Source organism: Planococcus salinarum, from assembly GCF_007004625.1.
GTDB lineage: Bacteria > Bacillota > Bacilli > Bacillales_A > Planococcaceae > Planococcus > Planococcus salinarum.
In genome coordinates this window covers 1-22,398 of sequence record NZ_VIFV01000008.1, presented here as the reverse complement: position 1 = coordinate 22,398, position 22,398 = coordinate 1, and the positions used below count along the sequence as shown (strand labels likewise).

16 protein-coding genes are annotated in these 22,398 nt (G+C 47.8%); 5 read left to right on the top strand and 11 right to left on the bottom strand.

What is annotated here, in order from left to right; all coding sequences use genetic code 11:
* Positions 1-559 precede the first annotated feature (559 nt).
* From DIJ65_RS06535 to DIJ65_RS06500, 8 genes are all read right to left on the bottom strand, one after another.
* The gene (locus DIJ65_RS06535) at positions 560-1,588 is read right to left on the bottom strand and encodes a sugar-transfer associated ATP-grasp domain-containing protein (protein WP_117300414.1); all 1,029 of its coding nucleotides are present in this window, start codon (positions 1,586-1,588) and stop codon (positions 560-562) included.
* A 30-nt stretch (positions 1,589-1,618) separates the two neighbouring features.
* A complete protein-coding gene (locus DIJ65_RS06530; RefSeq protein WP_117300416.1) occupies positions 1,619-2,263 on the bottom strand; it encodes a NeuD/PglB/VioB family sugar acetyltransferase in 645 nt (214 codons plus the stop codon).
* Positions 2,264-2,288: 25 nt separating this feature from the next.
* On the bottom strand, positions 2,289-2,927 hold the full coding sequence (locus tag DIJ65_RS06525; RefSeq protein ID WP_117300418.1) for a sugar transferase: 639 nt from the start codon (positions 2,925-2,927) through the stop codon (positions 2,289-2,291).
* A gap of 2 nt (positions 2,928-2,929) precedes the next feature.
* Positions 2,930-4,042 carry a DegT/DnrJ/EryC1/StrS family aminotransferase gene (locus DIJ65_RS06520; protein WP_117300420.1) on the bottom strand — a complete coding sequence of 371 codons (1,113 nt, stop codon included), beginning with the start codon at positions 4,040-4,042 and terminating at the stop codon, positions 2,930-2,932.
* 45 nt (positions 4,043-4,087) lie between these two features.
* Positions 4,088-5,932, bottom strand: coding sequence for a polysaccharide biosynthesis protein (locus DIJ65_RS06515; protein ID WP_117300422.1), 1,845 nt, complete (start codon positions 5,930-5,932; stop codon positions 4,088-4,090).
* Between the two features lie 226 nt (positions 5,933-6,158).
* Positions 6,159-6,926: a tyrosine-protein phosphatase gene (locus DIJ65_RS06510; protein ID WP_117300424.1), complete on the bottom strand. Its 768-nt coding sequence runs from the start codon at positions 6,924-6,926 to the stop codon at positions 6,159-6,161.
* Between the two features lie 520 nt (positions 6,927-7,446).
* On the bottom strand, positions 7,447-8,148 hold the full coding sequence (locus tag DIJ65_RS06505) for a CpsD/CapB family tyrosine-protein kinase (protein WP_117300426.1): 702 nt from the start codon (positions 8,146-8,148) through the stop codon (positions 7,447-7,449).
* 3 nt (positions 8,149-8,151) lie between these two features.
* Positions 8,152-8,880: a YveK family protein gene (locus DIJ65_RS06500; RefSeq protein WP_117300428.1), complete on the bottom strand. Its 729-nt coding sequence runs from the start codon at positions 8,878-8,880 to the stop codon at positions 8,152-8,154.
* A gap of 165 nt (positions 8,881-9,045) precedes the next feature.
* On the opposite strand from DIJ65_RS06500, the gene DIJ65_RS06495 reads away from it, so the two are divergent.
* A complete protein-coding gene (locus DIJ65_RS06495) occupies positions 9,046-9,837 on the top strand; it encodes an SGNH/GDSL hydrolase family protein (protein WP_117300430.1) in 792 nt (263 codons plus the stop codon).
* Between the two features lie 13 nt (positions 9,838-9,850).
* A complete protein-coding gene (locus DIJ65_RS06490; RefSeq protein WP_117300432.1) occupies positions 9,851-10,768 on the top strand; it encodes an LCP family glycopolymer transferase in 918 nt (305 codons plus the stop codon).
* A 1,283-nt stretch (positions 10,769-12,051) separates the two neighbouring features.
* Here DIJ65_RS06490 and DIJ65_RS06485 read toward each other — a convergent pair.
* Positions 12,052-12,267, bottom strand: a complete 216-nt coding sequence (locus tag DIJ65_RS06485) for a hypothetical protein (RefSeq protein WP_117300434.1) — start codon at positions 12,265-12,267, stop codon at positions 12,052-12,054.
* Positions 12,268-12,566: 299 nt separating this feature from the next.
* On the opposite strand from DIJ65_RS06485, the gene DIJ65_RS06480 reads away from it, so the two are divergent.
* From DIJ65_RS06480 to DIJ65_RS06470, 3 genes are all read left to right on the top strand, one after another.
* Entirely contained in the window at positions 12,567-15,248 is a 2,682-nt protein-coding gene (locus tag DIJ65_RS06480) for a CDP-glycerol glycerophosphotransferase family protein (protein ID WP_117300436.1), read from the top strand.
* Between the two features lie 397 nt (positions 15,249-15,645).
* The gene (locus DIJ65_RS06475) at positions 15,646-16,368 is read left to right on the top strand and encodes a C40 family peptidase (protein WP_117300438.1); all 723 of its coding nucleotides are present in this window, start codon (positions 15,646-15,648) and stop codon (positions 16,366-16,368) included.
* 229 nt (positions 16,369-16,597) lie between these two features.
* Positions 16,598-18,511, top strand: a complete 1,914-nt coding sequence (locus DIJ65_RS06470; RefSeq protein ID WP_117300440.1) for an FAD-dependent oxidoreductase — start codon at positions 16,598-16,600, stop codon at positions 18,509-18,511.
* 151 nt (positions 18,512-18,662) lie between these two features.
* Here DIJ65_RS06470 and DIJ65_RS06465 read toward each other — a convergent pair whose 3' ends face one another.
* Positions 18,663-19,682 carry an acyltransferase gene (locus tag DIJ65_RS06465; RefSeq protein ID WP_117300442.1) on the bottom strand — a complete coding sequence of 340 codons (1,020 nt, stop codon included), beginning with the start codon at positions 19,680-19,682 and terminating at the stop codon, positions 18,663-18,665.
* Between the two features lie 425 nt (positions 19,683-20,107).
* Entirely contained in the window at positions 20,108-21,499 is a 1,392-nt protein-coding gene (locus tag DIJ65_RS06460; RefSeq protein ID WP_142836475.1) for a S1C family serine protease, read from the bottom strand.
* Positions 21,500-22,398 lie beyond the last annotated feature (899 nt).

Sequence of the window (22,398 nt, the reverse complement as noted above, 5' to 3'; positions counted from 1 at the left end):
ATGTTATTATTTAATATTGATTTCACACGTGGTTTGAGTAACTATAAGAGACCGACAAAAATTAAGTGTAAATAAGGAAAGCCTTTTCGTTCAAGCGCTTGTATTGAGCCACCGCCTGTTGGTTGAATTCACCGCTCCGGTCCATGTGGCATCGAAGGCTCCGCATCCCTTTACTCCCTATGGAGTGTCAGCGTGGAGACGCCATTCCGTAAATTGCCGGAATTGAAACCAATCCGGTTACATTTTTCGTAATCTAGGAAAGTCATAAGTTCTGTTTGGGTGGTAGTATTGCCCGCCGTTCTCCAAGTGCTTACGGAAAACTTCGAGATATTTTCTTTTTTTACTAGAGCTTGCCTAATACCTGTTGTAAACTAGGACATAGGGAAGGCCTCTTTTCTATGAATTGGTTGTGGTGACTTGATTCTAAAAAAAGGTGTTTCTTTTCTTATTCATTCATGTACACAAGTCCACAAGTCCACAAGTCCACAAGATATTTTATGCTCTCAACTATTATTTATAAACATTGCTTTGTATATATGGCATTTCTAAACATATCAATTTATTTATCATAATAGGATAGAATCAACTCTTTTTTACCTTCTCTAAATGATTGTTGATAATGACACTTACACCAATTATGATTTCCTTCAACCAGTAAAACTCCATCCTTTAATACTGCAATATCCCACCCTACAGTTCTAACTTCAGGAACAACGTAACATGCGTCTTCTATAGTCTGTAAAATTTTACCCCAATGTGGTATCTGAAATCCGATTAATTTTTCTTTTGTTTTTGGGTGGTTATAATATAGTTCCTCATCTTTAATATCTTTACTTACTGCTGGGCCAATTATTTTTCCGGTTTTTACATCAATCGGCGCAGAAATTCCTCCAGCATTAAAATTATCTACAACTTTACCAACACTCATTCTTATAGCAGCATCTATAATATTTACTTTCCCACTTGAATCTAGTACTGTAATTATTCTAATTGTATTAACCGAGTCCGGATTGAGCTTGCTTACTTCGTTATTTTGAACTATAAATTCTTCTAATAAGTCTAGTTTTCTTTCATTTAAATACTCTTTTATTTCTTTCGAATCCCTAAAGTTCTTCAAGTTTATTTTTTCGATTCCGCCACCTATTGTTCCTTCGCTCGGCTTTGCAATAAGGATCTCTTTATTCTTTAGCCATTCGTTGAATTCTTCATCATTTGTATGCCTAACATCTATAGATTCTCGCTTAACGTATTTTTTAAATTTTTCGTTAAATAAAATTTTGTTATTTAGGTGCTTAACAACCGATTTATCATTCATTTTTTTTTGAAATTCATATATTTCTGCTGTACCAATATATGTATTTCTCTCATCATTATTTTTAGAGTAGAATTGAAGATAACAATAATCCGAATAACTTATCCCTCTCTTCAAAGCACCTTTCATCATATCTAAAATTATAGAAATATAGCTCTTTTTGCTTTTTGTTTTAATATATTTTATTTGTTCATTTAAAAGCTTATAGTCTTGTTTAACTAGAAAATATGCGTTATACAAGATCAAATCTTTTGTTCTTATTTTTAATTCCCCCATTGTTCATCCCCCAAATTTAGCTAATCCAGCCTATATTGATCTTTGTTTAACGTTTTTAGCTGGTACTCCTATATATGTTCCACTTCGATGAATATTGTTTATTACTACAGCTCCGGCTCCAATTATTGAGCTCTCAACTATATAGGATATACCTGTAACAATCATGCATCCCATGCCGATAAAAACTTTCTCACCGATTTTTATTGAAGCGCCTACTCCTGTCAAAGTAGAAATCAGACACGCTTTTCCTATAGAGGTATGGTGTGCAATAACAACTCCGGGGCTAATAATACAATAGTCATCGATTTTTACTTTCGTCCATAGATAAGCATTTGCTTGAATATAAACTCCTTTTCCAATTTCAGCACTCGGACTAACAAAAGCTGCTGGATGAATTAAAGTCGGTGTTATTCCTTCAAGTTCATTAATCTTACTCATGATGTTGTATCGAACTTCATTGTTTCCTATAGCGACAATAAACTGTTTATTCTTTACTTCTTGAGCGGAAAGGTCTGAGAATTTCCCAATGACTTTACTTCCCATAATTAAATTATGGAGCTTACTCTCGTCTTCATCATAAAAGTCATTAATTTTATATCCTAATATCTCAGCAAGCTCATACATTGCTTCGCCATAAGTACCAGCGCCAACGATATAAATATCTTTATTCTCCAATTTACTACTTCCTCTCGAACTGGACTTACATGTTGCTATCTGAGCTTCCCTTGAACCTTTCCATCGTTACTATACTACTGTTATTAACGCCTTCTCTTTTAAAAACTTTCAATATAGTTTCAAAGATGATTTTAGCGTCTAATAAAAAGGAAATATTATTAACATATTGAATATCATATTCGAATTTTTTTTCCCAAGTTATGGTATTTCGTCCCTTGACTTGTGCGAGTCCTGATAATCCTGGTCTAACATCATGTCTTCTTCTTTGTTCAGAATTATAAAGTGGCAAGTATTCCACTAATAAAGGTCTAGGGCCTATAATTGCCATATGACCTTTAAGAATATTAAATAACCCAGGCAATTCATCCAGGCTGGTGCTTCTTAAAACCTTTCCAAAGTTCGTATGTCTCATTTCATTTGGAAGTAAGTCGCCATTTTCATCCTTCTCACCCGTCATCGACCTAAACTTATACATCTCAAATACCTCTTCATTCAAACCTGGCCGCTCCTGCCTAAACAAAACCGGACTTCCAAGCTTGGTTCTAATTAAAAGGGCTACAATGAGAAATACAGGACTAAGCACAATTATCGCTATCAAAGAAAGAATAAAATCCATCGGCCTCTTGAAAAACCTTCTATATATACCGCCTTTGTTCATTTCCATACTTACTCCCACAACCCTTTAATAATCTCCACAACTCTCTCCAACTGCTCATCCGAAATCTTCGTATCACTCGGCAAACAAACCCCAGTCTCAAACAATCTCTCCGAAACATCCGTTCCGACAAAATCATATTTCTCGAAATAAGGCTGCATATGCATCGGCTTCCATACTGGTCTCGATTCAATATTCTCTTTCTCGAGAGCATCCATCACATCGACCGGTCGGACCTTTCCAGTCAGCGTCATAGCACTTAACCAATAGTTCGGCTGGTCCCAGTCATTGTTTGGCATGAAGTTCACACCTTCAAGATTGCTAAGTTCTCTTTTATAAAAGTCGTATATGTAATTTTTCTTCGCCACTCTATCATTCAACACTTTAAGTTGACCTCTGCCGATTCCGGCAACCACATTGCTCATCCGATAATTGAACCCCAACTCGCTGTGCTGGTAATGTCTTGCTTGATCTCTTGACTGAGTTGCCCAAAATCTCGCTTTTGTAATGCGCTCTTCATCATTGGATACAAGCATTCCCCCACCGGAAGTGGTGATGATTTTATTGCCATTGAATGAGAAAATCCCATAGTCCCCAAAAGTGCCTGTATGCTGGCCTTTGTAGTAAGTTCCTAGGGATTCTGCTGCATCTTCAATTAAAGCAACATTATATTTTTTGCAAAGTGCTGTAATTTGGTCCATATCTGCCGATAAACCATATAGGTGAACTAAAAGCACCGCTTTTACCTGCGGATACTTTTCGAATGCTTCTTCCAATGCTTTTGGACACATATTCCACGTTTCATAATCACTGTCGATAAAAACAGGAATTGCATTTTGGTAAATAATTGGATTTGCTGTTGCAGAAAATGTAAGCGTTGAACAAAAAACGATATCGTCTTTTTCGACACCTGCAGCTTTTAATGCCAGGTGGATTGCCGCCGTTCCTGAAGTTAATGCTGCCGCGGCTTTGGATCTCACTTTAGCAGCCAGTTCAGATTCAAAACCGTCAACATTTGTCCCAAGAGGAGCAATCCAGTTTGTATCGAATGCTTCTTTCACAAAGTGTTGCTCGTAACCTTCATCGCTCATATGAGGCGATGACAAAAATATTCTTTCGTCCATGGTGAGATACATCCTTCCTGCCCTCGGGGTAATATTATTCACAACTTATTTACTGTTTGCTGCCAATAATTCTTTTTTTGTCATTTCAACATTCTTCCGATTCGCCAACCCAATCAGTATTTCTTTAACGTCCTCATTGTTCATCTCACCGAGCTTCTCCATTAGCAACATCAACTCAAGCTCGGCCGCCGGATTCGCCCTCCCGACATAAATCTTCGGAAACACCATCTCGCTTTGGACTTCGTCTTCATTCAACAGCTCTTCGAACAGCTTCTCACCCGGTCGGATGCCTGTCTCTTTAATCGGGATATCCAGTTCTGTATAACCGGACAGCCGAATCAGGTTGCGGGCCAGGTCAACAATCTTGACCGGTTCGCCCATATCCAAGACGAAGACTTCTCCGCCTTCTGCAAGCGTCCCTGCCTGGATTACAAGCCGTGATGCTTCAGGTATCGTCATAAAGTATCTCGTCATCCGGGAATCCGTAATCGTAACGGGCCCGCCGGCTGCAATTTGTCTTTTAAATAGAGGAATGACACTGCCTCTTGATCCAAGCACATTGCCGAATCGGACTGCTGCGAATTTCGTGTCGCTGCGCTTGGCCAGATTTTGGACCAGCATCTCGGCGAAACGTTTTGTCGCGCCCATGACATTGGGGGGGTTAACGGCTTTGTCCGTGGAAACCATGACAAAGTTTTTCACTCCGCTGATATGTGCGGCATCCGCGACATTTTTCGTGCCGAAGATGTTGTTTTTGACCGCTTCCATCGGATTTCCTTCCATTAAAGGAACGTGTTTATGCGCCGCTGCGTGATAGACCACATCCGGCTTGTATTCTTCCATGATGGCAAAGATCCGCTCCCGGTCCTGGACATCCGCAATCACCGGGATGATTTCGGTATCAGGCGTGAGGTTCCTGCGCAACTCCATGTCGATCAGGTAAATCGAGTTTTCCCCGTGCCCGAGAAGCAAGAGCTTCTTCGGGCCAAAGCGCATGATCTGGCGAGAGATTTCCGAGCCGATCGATCCTCCGGCCCCTGTTACCAGGATGGTTTTGCTGCTCAACTGGTTGGCGATCATATCCATATCCAACTGGACTTCGTCGCGCCCGAGCAGGTCTTCGATTTTCACGTCGTGCATATCCGTTACCGATACTTTTCCGGTCATGACGTCTTCAATCATCGGAATCGTTTGGGTATGGATGCCCGTGTCAACACAGCGCTTCATCAGCTCTGCACTTTCCTGCCGGCTCATCGACGGAATCGCTACGATAATGCGCTCAATTTCATTTTCTTCAATAATTTTGTCAATCCCATCGGTTCCGGCGTTCGCCACCCGAATGCCGTGGATTTCATAGCCATGCTTCTTCGCGTCATCATCCAGGTACAGTACCGGCACCAGGCCGTTTTCGGGATTGCCCAATAATTGGCGTGCGACCATCTGTCCGGCCTGCCCCGCGCCGATGATCATCGTCGGTTTCAGGCCGTCCGTCTTGATCTTAAAGCTGGAATCCCGGAAAATGCGCCATGACAGCCTTGAGCCGCCGATCAGCAGGAGATGCAGCATCCACGTAATTATCAGAGCGCGCCAAAGCACATCGCCTTTAAAGACGAATTGTACGAGGCCTACAGCCAGTATCGAAAAACTCACCGCTTTGAAAATCAGCATCAATTCACCGATCGAAGCATACTCCCACACTTTCCGGTACAGGCCGAAATAAGTGGCAAAGGCATGATGGGCGGTGAAAATCGTAACGGCGCTTGCTATCAGGAAATTGCTTTCGAAGGGATTGACCCAGGGGTGGAGGAGAAAGTAACCGATAAAAATCGAGAAAAAGACGATCAGCGAATCCACCGTTGCAAGCAAAGATGTTCGATTTTTCAAAGTCATAGTATCGCTCTTTTCTGTCGTGGAATAATAGTTTTTGCATAAAGAGGTAATATCTCACAAAAACTTAGTTAATCGTAACACGACTAATAGCCTAAGTCGATGTCGGATTATGTCGATTATAGGGTAAAAATATTAGAATGGGCTGAAAACGCTACGCATTTTCAGCCCATCGACTAAAACGATGGAATTCTAAATCAAAAGTCCCACCAAATTCCTTGCTATTATATCAAGAAAACAATTTCCACCATTTTCCCTTTTCGACAGTCTGCGGCTCCAGCACGTGCAGGTTCGTATTCAACAGGATACGGTCGTTGTTTTCCAGGAAGATATCGACATATTCATGCAGGTTCTTTTTCTCCAGCAGATCCAGCCCGGCATTGAAATGGAATGGCCGCTGATCGATGCTGTGGACATCCGAGCCATAGACATGGATCAGGTTCGCCTCAATCAGGTCGAATGCCGTCTTTTGGATCGCTTTGCCGAAATGGCCGGAAACGGAGCCGGCCGTCACCTGTGCCATTGCTCCGTGAAGCAGCAGCCGGTTCAGCCGTTCGGGTTTTTCGATAATGCCCTGGTTGCGTTCCGCATGGGCAATGACCGGCACATAATTGCGGGCGATCAGCTGCTGGATGATTGGCACGGTATAGGCCGGGACCCCGGAAGAAGGAAGCTCCAATAACACATAGCGGGAATCCGCCAGTGTCAACGCCTTGCCTTCGTCAAGCAGATCCGGCAGTTTTTCTGTCAGACGGCATTCCTGTCCGCTGTAAAGTTTGATCGGCAGGTTTTGTTGCGTGATATACTGCCGTGTCGTTTCCAGCTGCTTTTGCAATGCTGCCAGATCTGTCCGGAAATTCGGATGGAAAGCATGCGGCGTCGCAATGATGCCGGTAAGCTGTTCCGCTATTGCCTCTTCAAGCAGCGTTTTCGTTTCGTCCATCGTCTGTGCGCCGTCATCCAAACCGGCAAGTATGTGTGCGTGTGTATCAATCACTTGGTGTTCCTCCTTATTCGACCGTAAAGTTTCGTTTCTGAATTTATTTTCTTCTATATTGAGTTTCTTCTATGTAATAACCGATATTCCGCAAAACATGTGCTCCTGCATCGCTTCATGCTTCGTCGCAAAGATTTGCCCTCGCAAGCTTCAGTCAACAAAACCCGTGCTCCTGCATCGCTGCGCTAGCTTCGTCGCAAAGAGTTGCCCTCGCAAGCTTCAGTCAACAAAACCCGTGCTCCTGCATCGCTGCGCTAGCTTCGTCGCAAAGAGTTGCCCTCGCAAGCTTCAGTCAACTCTTCGCTGTTTTGCTCCATATCTCCAGAGACTTCTCTTAGCGCCGGCGCGCCTATGGACTGGGCGAAGCAATAAGACGAGTGGTTTTCTCGGCTTATTGCGGGAGCCTTGTCCTAAGCGCCGAAGCGGTATATAAGAGTATTACATATAGAATATTCTTAAAAATATTTTCCAACTATTCCCTATTCTTCACAAAAGAAAAAGTAAAAAGAGTGGCCTCTTTTTACTCCGTGGCGCCGTAATATTGGTAGTAACTGCTGTCTTTTGGCAGGACGAAGTTGTTCAAAACCGCGCCGATGATCCGGCTGTTTGATGATTCAATCGCTTCTTTCGCTTTCAGCGCCATTTCCTTCTCCGTGTGTCCGGAGTTGATGACGAGGATGGTGCCTTCGCATTTGTTCGACAGGATCTGCCCGTCCGTGACCGATAGGATAGGCGGTGCATCAAAAATCACCAGGTCGTACATGCCGGTCAACTGGCGGATCAAAGTGTCCATCGATTTGGAAGACAGCAATTCGGCCGGATTAGGCGGAATCGGTCCACACGTCAGGAGGTCAAGGTTTTCTACCGCTGTCGAGTGGATCGCTTCTTCCGCTGTGGTCTGCCGTGTCAGGACACTTGAAAGACCGGTCGTATTGCCGGTGTGGAACGTGTAATGGGTCGTCGGTTTGCGCATATCGCCGTCTACCAGCAAAACACGCTTGCCTTCCTGAGCGAAAACCACCGCCAGGTTTGCCGACGTTGTCGACTTCCCTTCGGATGGTGCGGCAGACGTAACGACCATCGTGCGGATGTCCGCGTCCGGTGAAGAAAACGTGATGTTCGTCCGCAGCGTGCGGAATTGTTCCGCGACAAAGGAACGGGGTGTCGTATAGGCGATGAGCTTGCGTGCTGTCTGTTGGAGAACTTTTTTCTTTCTGGCCATTCTTTACCCCGCCCTTCTTCTTGATGCTGCTTTGCTGTCCGGTCCAAGTTCCGCTTTTTCCACAATCGGGGAAACGATGCCGAGCAACGGCAGTCCCAGAATGTCTTCGATGTCCTGTTGATTTTTCATCGATGTATCGAGGTATTCCAACAGGAACGCAATGCCAACGCCGAGCATCAGGCCGACAACTGCCGCGATAGCCATATTGAGCATCGGGTTCGGTGCGACCGGTGCCGGATTTTCTGATAGTACAGCTAAAGATAAAATTGAAACGTTATCAACATTCATAAGCGTTTGGATCTTCTCTTCAAATACAGTTGCAGTTGTATTTGCGATTTCTACTGCTAAGGCAGGATTAGGATCTTGAACGGTTATGTTAACTATTTGAGATTGATTAGCATTGCTTACTGTAATTTTACCAATAAGTTGACCTGTGGAAAGTCCTTCACCAATCTCTGCAGAAACCTCATCCAAAATAGCCGGACTTTTGATGATACCGGAATATGTATTGATCAATTGCAAATCGGTTTGGATGTTCTGATTCGTTAATTGCCCCGCTTCTGTCGGGCTCTGGTTGACGAGAATCTCTGTCGACGACTGGTAGACAGGCGTCAGCACTAAGAATGAGATGACACCGGCGATCGTGATTGCCAGGATTGTCAGTAAGGCGATAAGGCCAATACGCTTGCGGATCGTCCTGAAGAGATCCTGTAAACTGATAGTTTCTTCCATTAAAGTGGTAGCTCCTTTAGGGTCTTTTTTAAACAACTTATGTTAGTATAGCATAATCTGCGACTATGTTAACTTCAAATATATAAAAGATTCCTAGGCTAATAGGCTGATTTATGCTATCTTATGTTTATATATACTGTCACTTGGGAAGGAGCCATTATTGTTTTGAAAAAACTAAGTATCGCAACAAGTATTATATTATGCGGCGTCATCCTCTTCTTCAGCTACACCTCCTGGAAAGAGAAACTTGCCACGGCAGGTTTGCCTGCCGAACCTGCAACCGCCGCTGCTCCGGCAGAAGAAACCGAACAGGAAACAGCGGCTGCGCCAGATGAACCGGAAGACATCGACCTGGAACGGCTGACGGCCGAAATGGATGAACAGGTGCAGGAATTGTTTTATAATAGGAAAGAACAGGATGAAAGGGTCGAATTGCTGATTGTCGGCTCCCAGGCGATGGACGACGGACAGCCGGGTTACGGTGAACTGCTGGCCGACGCGCTGGACAGCTCCTACAGCGGATTTGTCGAAACGGAACGGCTGAGTTTTGATGGCACCTCTGAGGAATTCCTGATGAGCGGACCGCAACTTTCCGCCGGCTACGACGTTGTATTGCTGGAACCTTTCACGCTGAAGAACAACGGACGAGTTGAAATCGAGACAGAACACCTTCATATCCAAAATGTATTCGGTGAAGTTTTGAGTGCCGAAAGCGATGCCGTGCTGGTCCTGCATCCGCCGCAGCCGATTTACGGCGCGCAGTTCTACCGGACACAGGTACTGGCGCTCGAGGAATTTGCAGCATTTCAGGGGTATGCCTATATTGACCATTGGCAGAAATGGCCGTCCACGGAAGATTTGACTCTCAAGGATTATTTGACAGAAGACAGCAACCCCAATAACAGAGGTGCCGAAACGTGGGCGAATGCACTGATCGCTTATTTCACCGGCAGCTAACGGAGGAACCAACATGCAAAGAAGCCGCCAGAAGGCGAAGAAGAAAAAATGGCCGTGGATCGTCGGAATTCTCGGATTGATTGCCATCGGTGTCGGAATTTACCTGTTCAGCGTCTACAACAGCTTTTCCACCACCATGGATGAAATCCATGAACCGATCGACCGGCCGGTTTCGGATATGCGCGTCGACGAAGTAAAGCTGGCAGATAAAGATCCGTTTTCTGTTTTGCTGTTGGGTGTCGACGAACGTGAAGGAGATCGTGGCCGTTCGGATACGATGGTCGTGCTGACGGTGAATCCTCAGGAAGAGACTACGAAGATGGTGTCGATTCCGCGGGATACGTACACGGAAATCATTGGTAAAGGAATTATGGATAAGATTAACCACGCCTATGCATTCGGCGGCATCGAGATGTCGATGGCAACGGTTGAAAACCTGCTCGATATTCCGATCGATTATGTGGTGCAGGTGAATATGGAAGGCTTCAAGGATATTGTGGATGCCGTTGACGGCGTCACGGTGAACAGCCCGATGGCTTTTGACGGGTATTCGGCAGGCGAAATCCATTTGGACGGCAACGAAGCGCTTGGCTATGTGCGCATGCGCAAAGAGGACCCGCGCGGCGACTTTGGACGCCAGGACCGCCAGAAGCAGGTGATCCAGGGCATTATGCGTGAAGGCGCATCAGTGAACAGCCTGCTGAATTACAAGGATATTTTCAACGCGCTTGGCGACAATGTGCGGACGAATATGGAGTTCAGCGAAATGCGGGATGTCCAGAAGAATTACAGCGCTGCAGTGGGCCAGGTTGACCAGATTATTGTGGAAGACGGCTACGGGGAAACGATTGATGGCGTCTGGTATTACATGATGGATGAGAACGAGCTGAACGAGATTCAGACGACTTTGAAAGCGCATTTGGATATGTAGAAGGGAGAGTGTTGCAGTTCAAGTCCTGCAGCACTCTTTTTTTTGGATTGTTTTAGGTAGGGGGATTGGGAACACGACCCTGTGTCGGACACAAATTGAGGAACATTTGAGTCCGACACAGGGTCGGCAACGTGCAAGCCACAAATTGAAGGGCATTTGTGTCTTGCACCGGTGAGCCTCTCCTCCCCCCTTTTTTGGGGATGATCTGGTTTTTTGGATATTGGCAGAGACACAATTGCCCCTCAAATTGTGGCTCTGCCTCTGTCGTCCCTGTGTAAGACTCAATTGTTTTCCAAATTGTGGCTTACACAGGGACGCAGCGACAGGTTTGTCCTTAGCGGAAGGGGGTTGAGTAAAGGTGTTAGTCGGTGGTTTTGGTTTTGTTTTCCCCCTACTGAGTGATTAGTTCAAGTGACGCAGTTCAAGTGCGGTGTTGTTCTTTTTTTTACGTCTATTTTAGATACGAGCGTCGGGAACACGTCCCTGTGTCGGACACAAAAATCTCCTGTACTGAGAAAGCAGTACAGGAGATTTTCTGCGACGTAGAGCGTAGCTCGCAGGAGCAAATTTGCAGACGACTCTCTTACTTGAGTCCGACACAGGGTCGGTAACGAAGAATTTGCCGAAAGAAATTCGGCAAATTCTTTGCGACGAAGCAGCGCAGCGATGCAGGAGCATGGTCTTAACCCATACTCTCTTAGAGGGACATTTGTGTCTTGCACCGGTGAGCCTCTCCTCCCCCCCTTTTTTGGGGATGATCTGGTTTTTTGGATATTGGCAGAGACACAATTGCCCCTCAAATTGTGGCTCTGACTGTTTCGTCCCTGTGTAAGACTCAATTGTTTTCCAAATTGTGGATTACACAGGGACACAGCGACAGGTTTGTCCTTAGCGGAAGGGGATTGAGTAAAGAGGTTATTCGGTGGTGTTGGTTTTGGCTCTTCCCCCTGCCTAGTGATTAGTTCAAGTGACGCAGTTCAAGTGCGGTGTTGTTCGTTTTTTACGCCTATTTTAGATACGAGCGTCGGGAACACGTCCCTGTGTCGGTCACAAATTGAGGAACATTTGAGTCCGACACAGGGACGGTAACGCGCAAGCCACAAATTGAGGGACATTTGTGTCTTGCGCCGGGGTGTATCTTCCCCCCAACTTTCCGCATCAACAGCGCGCCCTTCTCCCCTTGCCTCATCTGGGAGACAAAAAAAACCGCCCCACCGGTCATCTTGCATGACGTTTGGGAGCAGTTGGCGTGATATTTGCAGCACAGCAGAAAACTTACCGCTCTAGGCTACTTCTTTTTTTTTTATATTTTGGTGCTTGATCGGACGCAGGTTATATTCGTAGATAAAATGCAGTACCGCCTTGCGCGGGATGCCCAGTTCTCTGGCTGTGACAGATGGTCCTTCATCCTGGTCGATGTAAAAATCGCGGATCACTTCTTCGACGCTTTTGTTGTATTTGGCTTCCAGTTTCTCTATGTATTCCTGGTAAGGGTGCATATTTCTCATCCCACTTTCTGGTTATATTATGTGAGTTTGGTCCTTTTATTTCATCTGTAGTTAAGTATAACTGCTTACAGTCTATTTTACTAGTCTTTTTAGCACATTATACGATATTTTTTTGCTTTTTTATTCGTTTATTGACATCAACTTGTCTGTAAGTATTTGGGTTGCCTGATAATACGGGGGTTTTTTCATTTTTGTCTATTGGAAATCTTTTCGATTCTGCTGCTTTTGGTTTATAGTGAGGTATACGTATTTGATTTTATGCTGAAATTTGTTTATGGGGAGAGAGACTGATGATAGGATCCAGAACGTTGAAGCGGGTAAGGAATTATTTGATAAAGAAAGTGGAGGTGGAAAAACACTATTTGACGGATGAGCATCTGGTGTTTGAATTCAAGTTGAGTAAATTCCTGCTGATTCGGAAGGTCCGGGCGGAGTTTCTGAACAACGAGGACCAGCTGCCCGTTGATGCGGAACTGACAAAACGCACCAAATTGAAGATTTTCGTTCCGTTGGCCTACCTGGATCAAATCGAGACTGGCGCGAAGGTCAAGGTTTACATCAACAACCAGGCTGTCTGGCTGACGGAGCATTCGTCCTATAAAGACGGAGACTTCAATGAAAGCGTCATGGTGAATGAACGCTACCTGACGACGCGGGTCAAGAAGACCCTGACGATCAGCAGCCGGTTTTCCGAGTTCCGGTTTACCGGCCGGGATGTGCCGATCACCGTTGCGGATTCGGCTTACAATACATTGCGGCTCAACTGGCACGACACCTCCTTCGAAAGCGGCGCGGAAGTGAAGCTGTACGCGTTCAAAAACCGACAGTTCAAAATCCTGGCTGCAACATATGATGCAACGTCTGGCATGTTAGCCATCGAAGACTTTTCCGAGCTGACGATGGGCATCTGGCGCCTGTTTGTCGAGATGGACGAAGTGCTGCATCCCCTGCGTGCAGAGACCCAGAACGTCAATTCGTTCACGTCGCTCCGGAACCGGATTTGGCCGATTCGACGGGGCAAAGCGTTCTACCTGGAGGTTCACTCGAACGCTGTGCGGCCGGACCAACTGACCATCGAGAATGTCGAAGACCGCTTCTTCCGTATTTCGGTGACCCTGCCGGCCCAGGAGCTTTCGCCCCAAGCGGAATATGCCCTGTACCTGGATGACCCGAAAAGCGGCCGGAACCAGACGTACCCACTCCAAAAGGTTGAGGGCTCGCTCCATACGGAAGTCCCGTTGGCGGATCTGTACTCAACTCTATTCGCCAAGCGCTTCTTCCTCATCCAGCAGAGTACGGAACCGAAAGTTTCACAATTCCTGCTCGATGCCCAGCAGCTGGCCCAGACCACTGTGCGCTTCAAGGTGATCGCCGATTCGCAGTATGTGAAGCTGCGTTTCTATAAGCGGAAAGACAAATCGCTCGGGGTGAAGCTGTCGCAACCGAAGCTGCGCCGCGCAGTCAATGACATCGATGGCTTCCGGCTAGACGGCATGATCGGATCGACGGACGAATTTGTCGAAGCGACGTCCTACCTGCTGCTGGAAGACCGGCTGTCGCTGGAATCACACCAGGTGCCGATCCAGGGCAATTTCACGATCGACCTGGAGGACTGGGACCTGATCGGCCTGAAGAGCAAAGAAAAGACGATCTTCGACTTTTTTGTAGTAATCGAGAATGCAGACGGTGACGTGATCCGCAAGGAAAAAATCAAGTACCGGAAAGCCGATTACCGGAAAGACAATTTCTACAGCTACAAAGTATTGCGGGATGAAGAGCAGAACGAGCATCATTTCATGATTACGACGACGCCTTTCGATAATCTGAAGATCGAGACGTTCACCATACCGGCGGCTATCCGTGTGCCGGACGATGTGGCGGCCAAAGACCCGAACGTCTGGCTGGTCGGCGAACGAAGCAACACCGCGCAGGACAACGGCATCGTGCTGTTCCAGTGGCTGACGAACCATACGGATGTCGAAGCGTATTACGTCATTGAAGAAGACAGCCTCGATTACGAACCGATCCGGGACGTGCCGAACGTGCTGGTGTTCGGTTCACCTGAACATTTCGAAGTGGCGTTCCGCGCGGGCGTGCTGCTGTGCACACACGATTTCGAAAACATCCTGCCGTATAAACCGGCGCGCGGCTTTTTCGGCTACGAGAACACGAAAAAGATCTTCCTGCAGCACGGCGTCCTCGGCCGTAAGAATGTCGAGTATCACAAGCGCAATTACGAGCTGCCGTTCGATTTGTTCATCGTCAGTTCCGAGCCCGAAAAACAGGACGTCGTCATGGACGAGATGGGCTATTCCGACGAGGAAGTGGCCGTTACGGGGCTGGCGCGTTTCGACCGCCTCGTACAGACCGAGCCACCGCGGGACATCCTGCTGATGCCGACGTGGCGCGACTGGATCAATACGGACGAGCAGTTTTTGGCGAGTGAGTATTATCTGGCGTATACAAACCTGATCCAGAACGAGAAACTGGTCAGCCTGCTGGACGAGCACCGGATCAATTTGTATTTCTATCCGCATTACCGGGCGCAGAACTATTTCCAGAAGGACGTCCGGGAAAGCCACGAGCGCATCAAGTTTATCCCGCTCGGCTCGGCGACCGTGCAGCAATTGCTGATCCGCCACGCTCTGCTGATTACGGATTACAGCAGTGTGAGCTTCGATTTTACGCTGCTCGATAAGCCGGTGGTCTATTACCATTTCGATGTGGAGCGCTTTTTCCGACGCGGCATCCTGCGGCCGATTGATGAGACGTTCATCGGCGGGATTGCGACGCACGAGGAGGAACTGGTGAGCATTATCGAAGACCGCATCAACCACGAGTTCGCGAATTTCGATATCGATATCTCGGGCATCATCAAGTACCAGGACCAGGACAACTGCCGCCGCATTTATGAGCGGGTGTGTGGATTGCTGGAAAAGGTTGAAGTTGAAGCTGAGGTCGATCAGGTATAGGCACGGTGATTTTGGGACCCTCTTTTGGAGGGTTCTTTTTTGTCGTTTTTTTGACTGGGACGGATGGTAGTCCCCTGCGTGGATACAGGGTGTCCGACATTATGCCGGTTTCCTTTCGGTACTTTCCTATTATAATGATTCGCTTTTGTGCAAGTATGCATTTGGTTGTTGTATAGCTTTTCAGGTCTTTCGTATGACTGTTGGAATGGGCTTAATGAGGTTTTATTAGGTGTCAAGTAAATTTTTTGAATATTTAGAGTTATACTGATATATAAATGTAATGTTATTGCAATAGAACTGACGTTGTATTGGTCGTCGCTGCTATATATAGTAAAAGTAGATCAAAAACCTACCAACAACTAGACATGGCTATCACACATACGATTGGGGAAAAGTTATGAGAAAACTATTTTTCACTTTATTCGCAAGCACATTGATCTTTACAGGTACGGTTACAACAGCCGGGGCGCACACGCCGACACCTGCACCAGCCACCGAGTCGGTTCAACAGGTTTCCAGTTCACTGGCGTCCGCGAAATCCGGGACATTTGTTGCTAAATACAATTCAAATATCCGCTCCGATGCGGGCATTCAAAATAAACGGCTTTTCACCGTCAGCAAAGGCACGAAAGTAACGGCGACGCACCAGAAGAAATACGGCAGCCAGACCTGGTTCAAAGTTAACGCCAACGGCAAATCCGGCTGGGTGCTCAGCTCCCTGCTGTCCCAATCGACGGTGAAAGTATCAGCGCCGGCTGCCAGCACGGCATCCAGTTCCGCACTCGTTGCAACTGCCATGTCCCTGCGCGGCGTGCCGTATAAATTCGGCGGCACGACGACAGCCGGCTTTGACTGCAGCGGATTCACGCAATACGTGTTCAAGAAAAACGGCAAGAACCTTACACGCACGACTCTGACTCAGTTTGCTGAGACGGATAAAGTAACGACGCCGAAAGTCGGCGACCTGGTGTTCTTCGCGAACACGTACCGTCCGGGCATCTCCCACGTCGGGATCTACATCGGCAATAACCAGTTCGTCCACTCCGGCGGCGCGAAAGCGGAAGTCAGAAGCTTGAGCGATTCTTACTGGGGCCCGAAATTCCACAGCTTCAGACGCTAAGTTCCATACAGTACGGTGAGGCATCCATTCAATTGGGTGTCTTTTTTTTTGCGTTCCGATCGGGTGATGGAATTGTGCGGGAATTGCGCGGGTGACTGTCACCAGACATAATTTTCTTACTAAATATGGGGCTTTTTTTACAAATAGTTTGCAATTCATAGTATACTTATCCCTAGTATTGAATAGTTTCAGCAAGATTTTAACAGAAGTACATAGGGGGAGTTTTAGGTTGAAGAAGATTATTATGATTACGGCGATTCTGGCATTCTTGCTGGGCATAGGGGTTTCGGCTGCCTATTATTTTTACAAGACCGATGTCAGCAGCGAGAATGGCGGCGGACAGAGTACGGAGCAGAAGACGCTCGTTGAGGAGTACCAGCCACCGGAAGAAATTCCGGAGCTGGAAGCACAGTACGATGTCGTGGTTATCGGCGGCGAACCGGAAGGCGTCGCAGCGGCGGTGTCCGCGGCGCGCAACGGTTCTTCGGTGCTGCTCGTTGAGCGGCGCGACGGGCTCGGCGGGCTGATGACGTTCGGCATGCTGAACTTTATCGATATGGTGCAGGGCATCGGCGGCGACAGTGCGGTTGCCGGGATTTTCAAGGAGTGGCACGAGCTTGTCGGCGGTGGCAGTTCGTATGATATCGAGCTGGCCAAGGCGGCGTTTTTGAAGCTGGTGACAGATGAAGAGAACATCACCCTGGCGCTCGAGACGGATTTCACTTCGGCGATTGTCGAAAACGGCACCGTGACCGGAGTGGAGTTGGAGAATGAAAATGGCGTTTCCACAGTCAGCGGCGAGCGTTTCATCGACGCGACGCAGGATGCTGATTTTGCGGCAGCTGCGGGTGCTCCCTTTTATATTGGCGGCGAAGATATCAACTTGAAGGATCGGCTGATGTCGGTGACGCCGATGATCCACTTAACGGGGCTTGACTGGGATGGCGTTAAACAGGCGGCGGAAGATGAAGTGTTCGGCTACGGCGCAGTGACACCGATTGTGGCATGGGGCTTCGGTGACTTGCACACGACGTATCCGGCAGTTGAAGAAAATACGCGTCTCCGCGGATTGAACCTGGTGCGCGTACCGGGCGATGAAGATCAGTACTATATTAACGCTTTGCAGATTTTCGGCGTGGATGGTTTGGATGAAGAATCCAAAGCGGAAGGCCTTGAACGAGGCATACGCGAAACGGAGCATATTGTGAAGTGGCTGCGCGAAAACTTCCCAGGATTTGAGAATGCGGAAATCGCGAGTTTCCCTGATGAGATGTATGTGCGCGAAACTCGCCATATGCAAGCTGAATACATTCTCCAAATGTCTGATATCTGGACGCATGCCGACCACTGGGACAGCATCGGCTTCGGCGGCTATCCGGTCGATGTGCAGGCAACGTCTGTAAACGATTACGGGTACGTGTTATCAAGCCCGGTCCAGTACGCGGTTCCTTTCCGCTCACTGGTGCCGCTTGAAATCGACAACATTCTGGTGGTCAGCCGTTCGGCGGGCTACTCTTCCCTCGCTGCAGGCAGCGCACGCATCATTCCTACGGGCATGGCCGCGGCAGAGGCTGGCGGCGCAGCGGCGGCACAGACGATCGAAGCGGACATCACGTTCCGTGAACTGTCCCAGAGCGAAGAAGGCATCGAACAGTTGCGCACGACGCTCGCTGACCAGGGCGCATTAGTCGAACATTTCGATATCGACTATCCTTATGAAGGAGAATGGTTCGACGGTGCAGTTCAGTATTTGATGGATTACGGCCTGGCATTCGGCGGCTATGACAACGACCTGCAAGTCGCTGAGCCGCAGGGCGCACTCGGCTTCCTGAAAACTTTGGGTACCGGGTTGATTCATACCGATGATCGCCTGAACGAGCAATACGGTACGCAATTGGCGGACATTACCGCCAGCGTGACGTCGGCGGAAGAACTGCTGACGCGCGAAGCTGCGGGCACTTATTTGGTGGAAGCGTTCAGCGAGGAAGCTGTTTCCGCCAACCCGTGGGATCAGGCATTCGAACTCGGCCTGATCGACGAAACGATCCACAGCGGCGTTGACAGCGAGCGTGAACTGACACGCGCCGAAGGGTATTATTTGCTGTACAGTGTCCTGGTAAATTTGAATGGCCAGCTTGACTAGACTTTACTTATGAAAAGATTGTCCAACCTTATGCAGTAACTAAAAAAAGCCGATGCAGAGTGATTTCTCTGCATCGGCTTTTTTCTGGCTGCCAGCCCCCGCTATGGCGAAAAGTGAATTGTGCGGGAATTGTGTGGGTGACTGTCACCTTTTACGGTATTATGTGCTTGGCGCCCGGCATCTTCTTCAGTACCCAGACGATGAAGAAGGAAATTACAAAGATCAGGACCCAGACAAACGGCACGCCGACTAACGCGTTTACGATGGTTTCGTTAATGCCGAAAAATTTGTTCAGATAGAATTGCACCAGCGGGTGGATGACGTAAATGCCGAGTGTTGCCAGGCTGAGCTGCGTGATGAGCCGGTTCGGTTTCAGGCGCGGTCCGAGCTGCTGGAATAAGGTGAAGATGAAGACGGTAATCACCATTTGAGTCGGGCGGTAATGCTCGTAATAGAATTCGTCGAGTTCGCCTTTCCGGTCGGTCAGGTTATGCGTGCCGTAGACGGTTGCCAGGTAGGCGATGACCGACAGGCCCAGAAGCGGCCATAACGTCTTTTTCGGCAGCGGGTAGCGCACAAGATAGGCGCCCAGCAGGAAATAGCCGATATAGGGCTGGAACAAGCCGACGTCAAACGCCGGTTCGAAGCCGTACATTTTTTGGACGAACGGCACGAGCCCCGCGAAAAAGAACCAAATCCCCAGGAAGTACAGGTACGTTTTCTGGTCCATGTTCTGAACGAGTATTTTCAGAAACGGTGCCATGATGTACAGGCCGATGATGACGTACATGAACCAGAGGTGGTAATAGACATCGTCGGTGAAGAACAGCACGAGCATTTCGCCGAAGGTATAGGATTCGCCCTGTTCGAAGATTTTGTAGGCGATGTAGACGCCGCTCCAGAAAATCAGCGGAATGAGGACTTTCTGGAGGCGCCGCTTGAGGAATTCGCCGATTGGGTCCTGCCTCTTCATGTTCAGCAGCAATGCGCCGCTCAGCATGAAGAATACCGGCACACACCAGCGGATGGCGGAATCGATCGCGTTGGCGAATTGCCATTCCCATTGGTCCGTGTGTCCGGAGTTTATGATTTTTGATACCGTATGTACGCCGACTACCGCAAAAATTGCCAGTACCCGGAGCCAGTCCATGTAATCGTGTCGTTTTGCCATAGGAGACTCCTTTAGGGGGATTTCAATTTTATATATAAGTGTGAATAGTATTCTATAGTAGCCGATATTCCGCAAAACAGCTCGCAGGCATTAGCCAACGCCTGCGAGGATAATGCCTTTGCGACGCACTTTCATGTCTCGAAGCTAGCGCAGCGATGCAGAGACATGAGCACGGTTTCTTCGGTCAATAAAAACATATGCTCCTGCATCGCTTCGCTGCTTCGTCGCAAAGAGTCGCCCTCGCAGGCTTCGGTCAACTCTTCGCTGTTTTGCTTCATATCTTTAAAGATGTCTCTAACGCCGAAGAGTCTTATGTATGTTCAGTTCTAAATTGGGCTCACAGAGTTTATTTATTCCCCTGCTACTTAATGGTGAAACTCTGCATAAAAAGAGCGCCGGCGGGCTTGGTGCCCCCGGCGCAAGTTTTATTGGTCCTGGTTGTTGATGGCCGAAATCTGGTAATCGCCGAAACGGTCGATGACGATTGTGTAGACGACCGCATGGCTGATGGAGACAAGTTTGTCGTCTTCCTGGTCATGGAATTTGAAAGTGGCGCCAGCCGTGACATAGGCTTCATTGTCATCGATTTCGATTTTTGTAATAACCGGATCGACTGCCTGGAATACGCGCTGTTCCTCTTTCAGGTCTTCCACCATGTCGGTGCCGAACATTTCAGCCTGGCTGCCGGGCAGCAGGAAGAATTTGTAATAGCCGATTTCGTCGTCGTTCAGCGAGTATGGAATCAGCTCGTAGAAATCCGAGATGAATCCGCGGAGCGCTTCTTCTTCAAAGAATGCGTCCGGAATTTCCGGCTGGAAGGCTTCGCCGTCTGCCGTGAGCGGGTTGTTCGCCCATTCCTGCAGCTGGCCGCTGACGGAGTAAATCGGAATCGTGTAGCCGATGTCCGGGTTATCCGTCAGGACGATGGAATTGATGCCGAGTATTTTGCCGGATTCGGCTGAAATCAGCGGTCCTCCGCTCGATCCCTGCTTGATCTTGGCGGTCATTTCGTACAAGTCTTCGTATTTGTATCCATCGTAGAAGCTCATCCCAGTATTGGTGATGACGCCTTCTGTCGATGTGTTGATGATGTTTTCGGGACTGCCAAGTGCAAATACTTTTGTATCCACCGGCACCTGTTGCATCTCCATGTCCATCGGCGGTTTCCCGGCGATGTCTGTTACGCGGATGAGGGCAATGTCAGTTGTTTTGGAGATGCCGATTACGCGGCCGTTGAATTCCTGGCCGTTGCTGTTTTTAACCGTGACGTATTGGGAGTCTTTGACGACGTGTGCGTTGGTGAGGATGTCGCCTTTATTGTTGAACAGGAATCCTGAGCCCTGATCAAGGTCTGTGTAGATTGTGTAGACGTAGGTTTTGGCGTTGGCGATCATTGACGACAGGTCAGGTTCCGGGACAGTTACAAGGGCTTCAGCAGGTTGTTCCTCGATTACTTCTTCCTCTTCCGTGACTGGGGCGCTGTCTTCCTGCGGCTCTTCGGCGCTATCGTCCGGCGCAGGTTCGCTTTCTTCACGTTCGGGTGGTGGTGTCTGGTCAGTGACCGTACCCGGTTCGATTGGATCCGGTTCTTCTTTTTCTTCTATTACGGGGACGCTGATGCCGCCTCCGCCCTGGTATTCCCGTTCAGAGAATGAGGTTTTTTCCAGGGATTCCTGCGTGGACTGCTGTTCGGGTGGCGAGAGGATCAAGTAAACTCCTGTGGCGATTGCTGCAAGGAAAAGCACCGTGAAGATGGAAACCAGCCAGTTTTTTTTCTGGGGTGCTCTATTGTTCTTAGCGTGTATTCGTCTGTTCAATACTATCAGCTCACTTTTTTTGATTCATTGCTCATTATATAGACGGATGAGTGGTATGTATAGTTTCAAAAAGATTTCAGGAATATTACATGTCTTACGGGTGACTGTCACTTTAGGGGTTTCTTCCGGGTTTCTTCCGGGTTTCTTCTATATAAAAGAGTTTTAAAACCAAAGAGTTTTAAAACCGATATTGCGCAAAACAGCTCCGCTTGCCTGGGGGCTTGCAAAAACCCGTGCTCCTGCATCGCTGCGCTAGCTTCGTCGCAAAGAGCCGGCCTTGCAAGCTACGGCCAACTCTTAGCTAACTCGGTCTCGTTGCACTTCGCCCGAGTGGATCTCATCACTGCGCTTGGTCCCCTGGGCGTCGTCGCTGTTTTGCTTCATATCTCAGATTGATCTCTATAAAGGAATAACCGTTAAATTCTGCTTCCAGAAGCAGACACCCCAATTCTACACAAAACCAAAATGAAGCGGCAGGCGGCGAAGAGCACAGAAGTGCTCCTGTCTCTACCCTTGCATCGCTTCGCTGCTTCTTCCCATCTCTAGAAATTTATCTCAGCAAAGGCGCGGCTTAGGACTGGGCGAAGCAATAAGACGAGTGCTTTTCTCGGCTTATTGCGGGAGCCAAGGAGCGCATTAGCGCCTCCTTTGCGACGAGCTTGCGCAGGAGCATAATCTTTGCACTGTCCTAAGCGCCGAAGCGGTATGCAAAGTAAAATCCTTTAGTTCAATTTATATCACTGCTGTTGTATTAATTAATTTTGAAGATTAAGAATTCATAAAACATTCGAAAACTGGCAAAAACCAAAAGAAAAAGTCCTTTATAATGGAAAGGTCAGGTAGTTCCTGTCCAAATCCACTAAAAAGGACTCACGCATGGACAAGAATACACGAAAAAC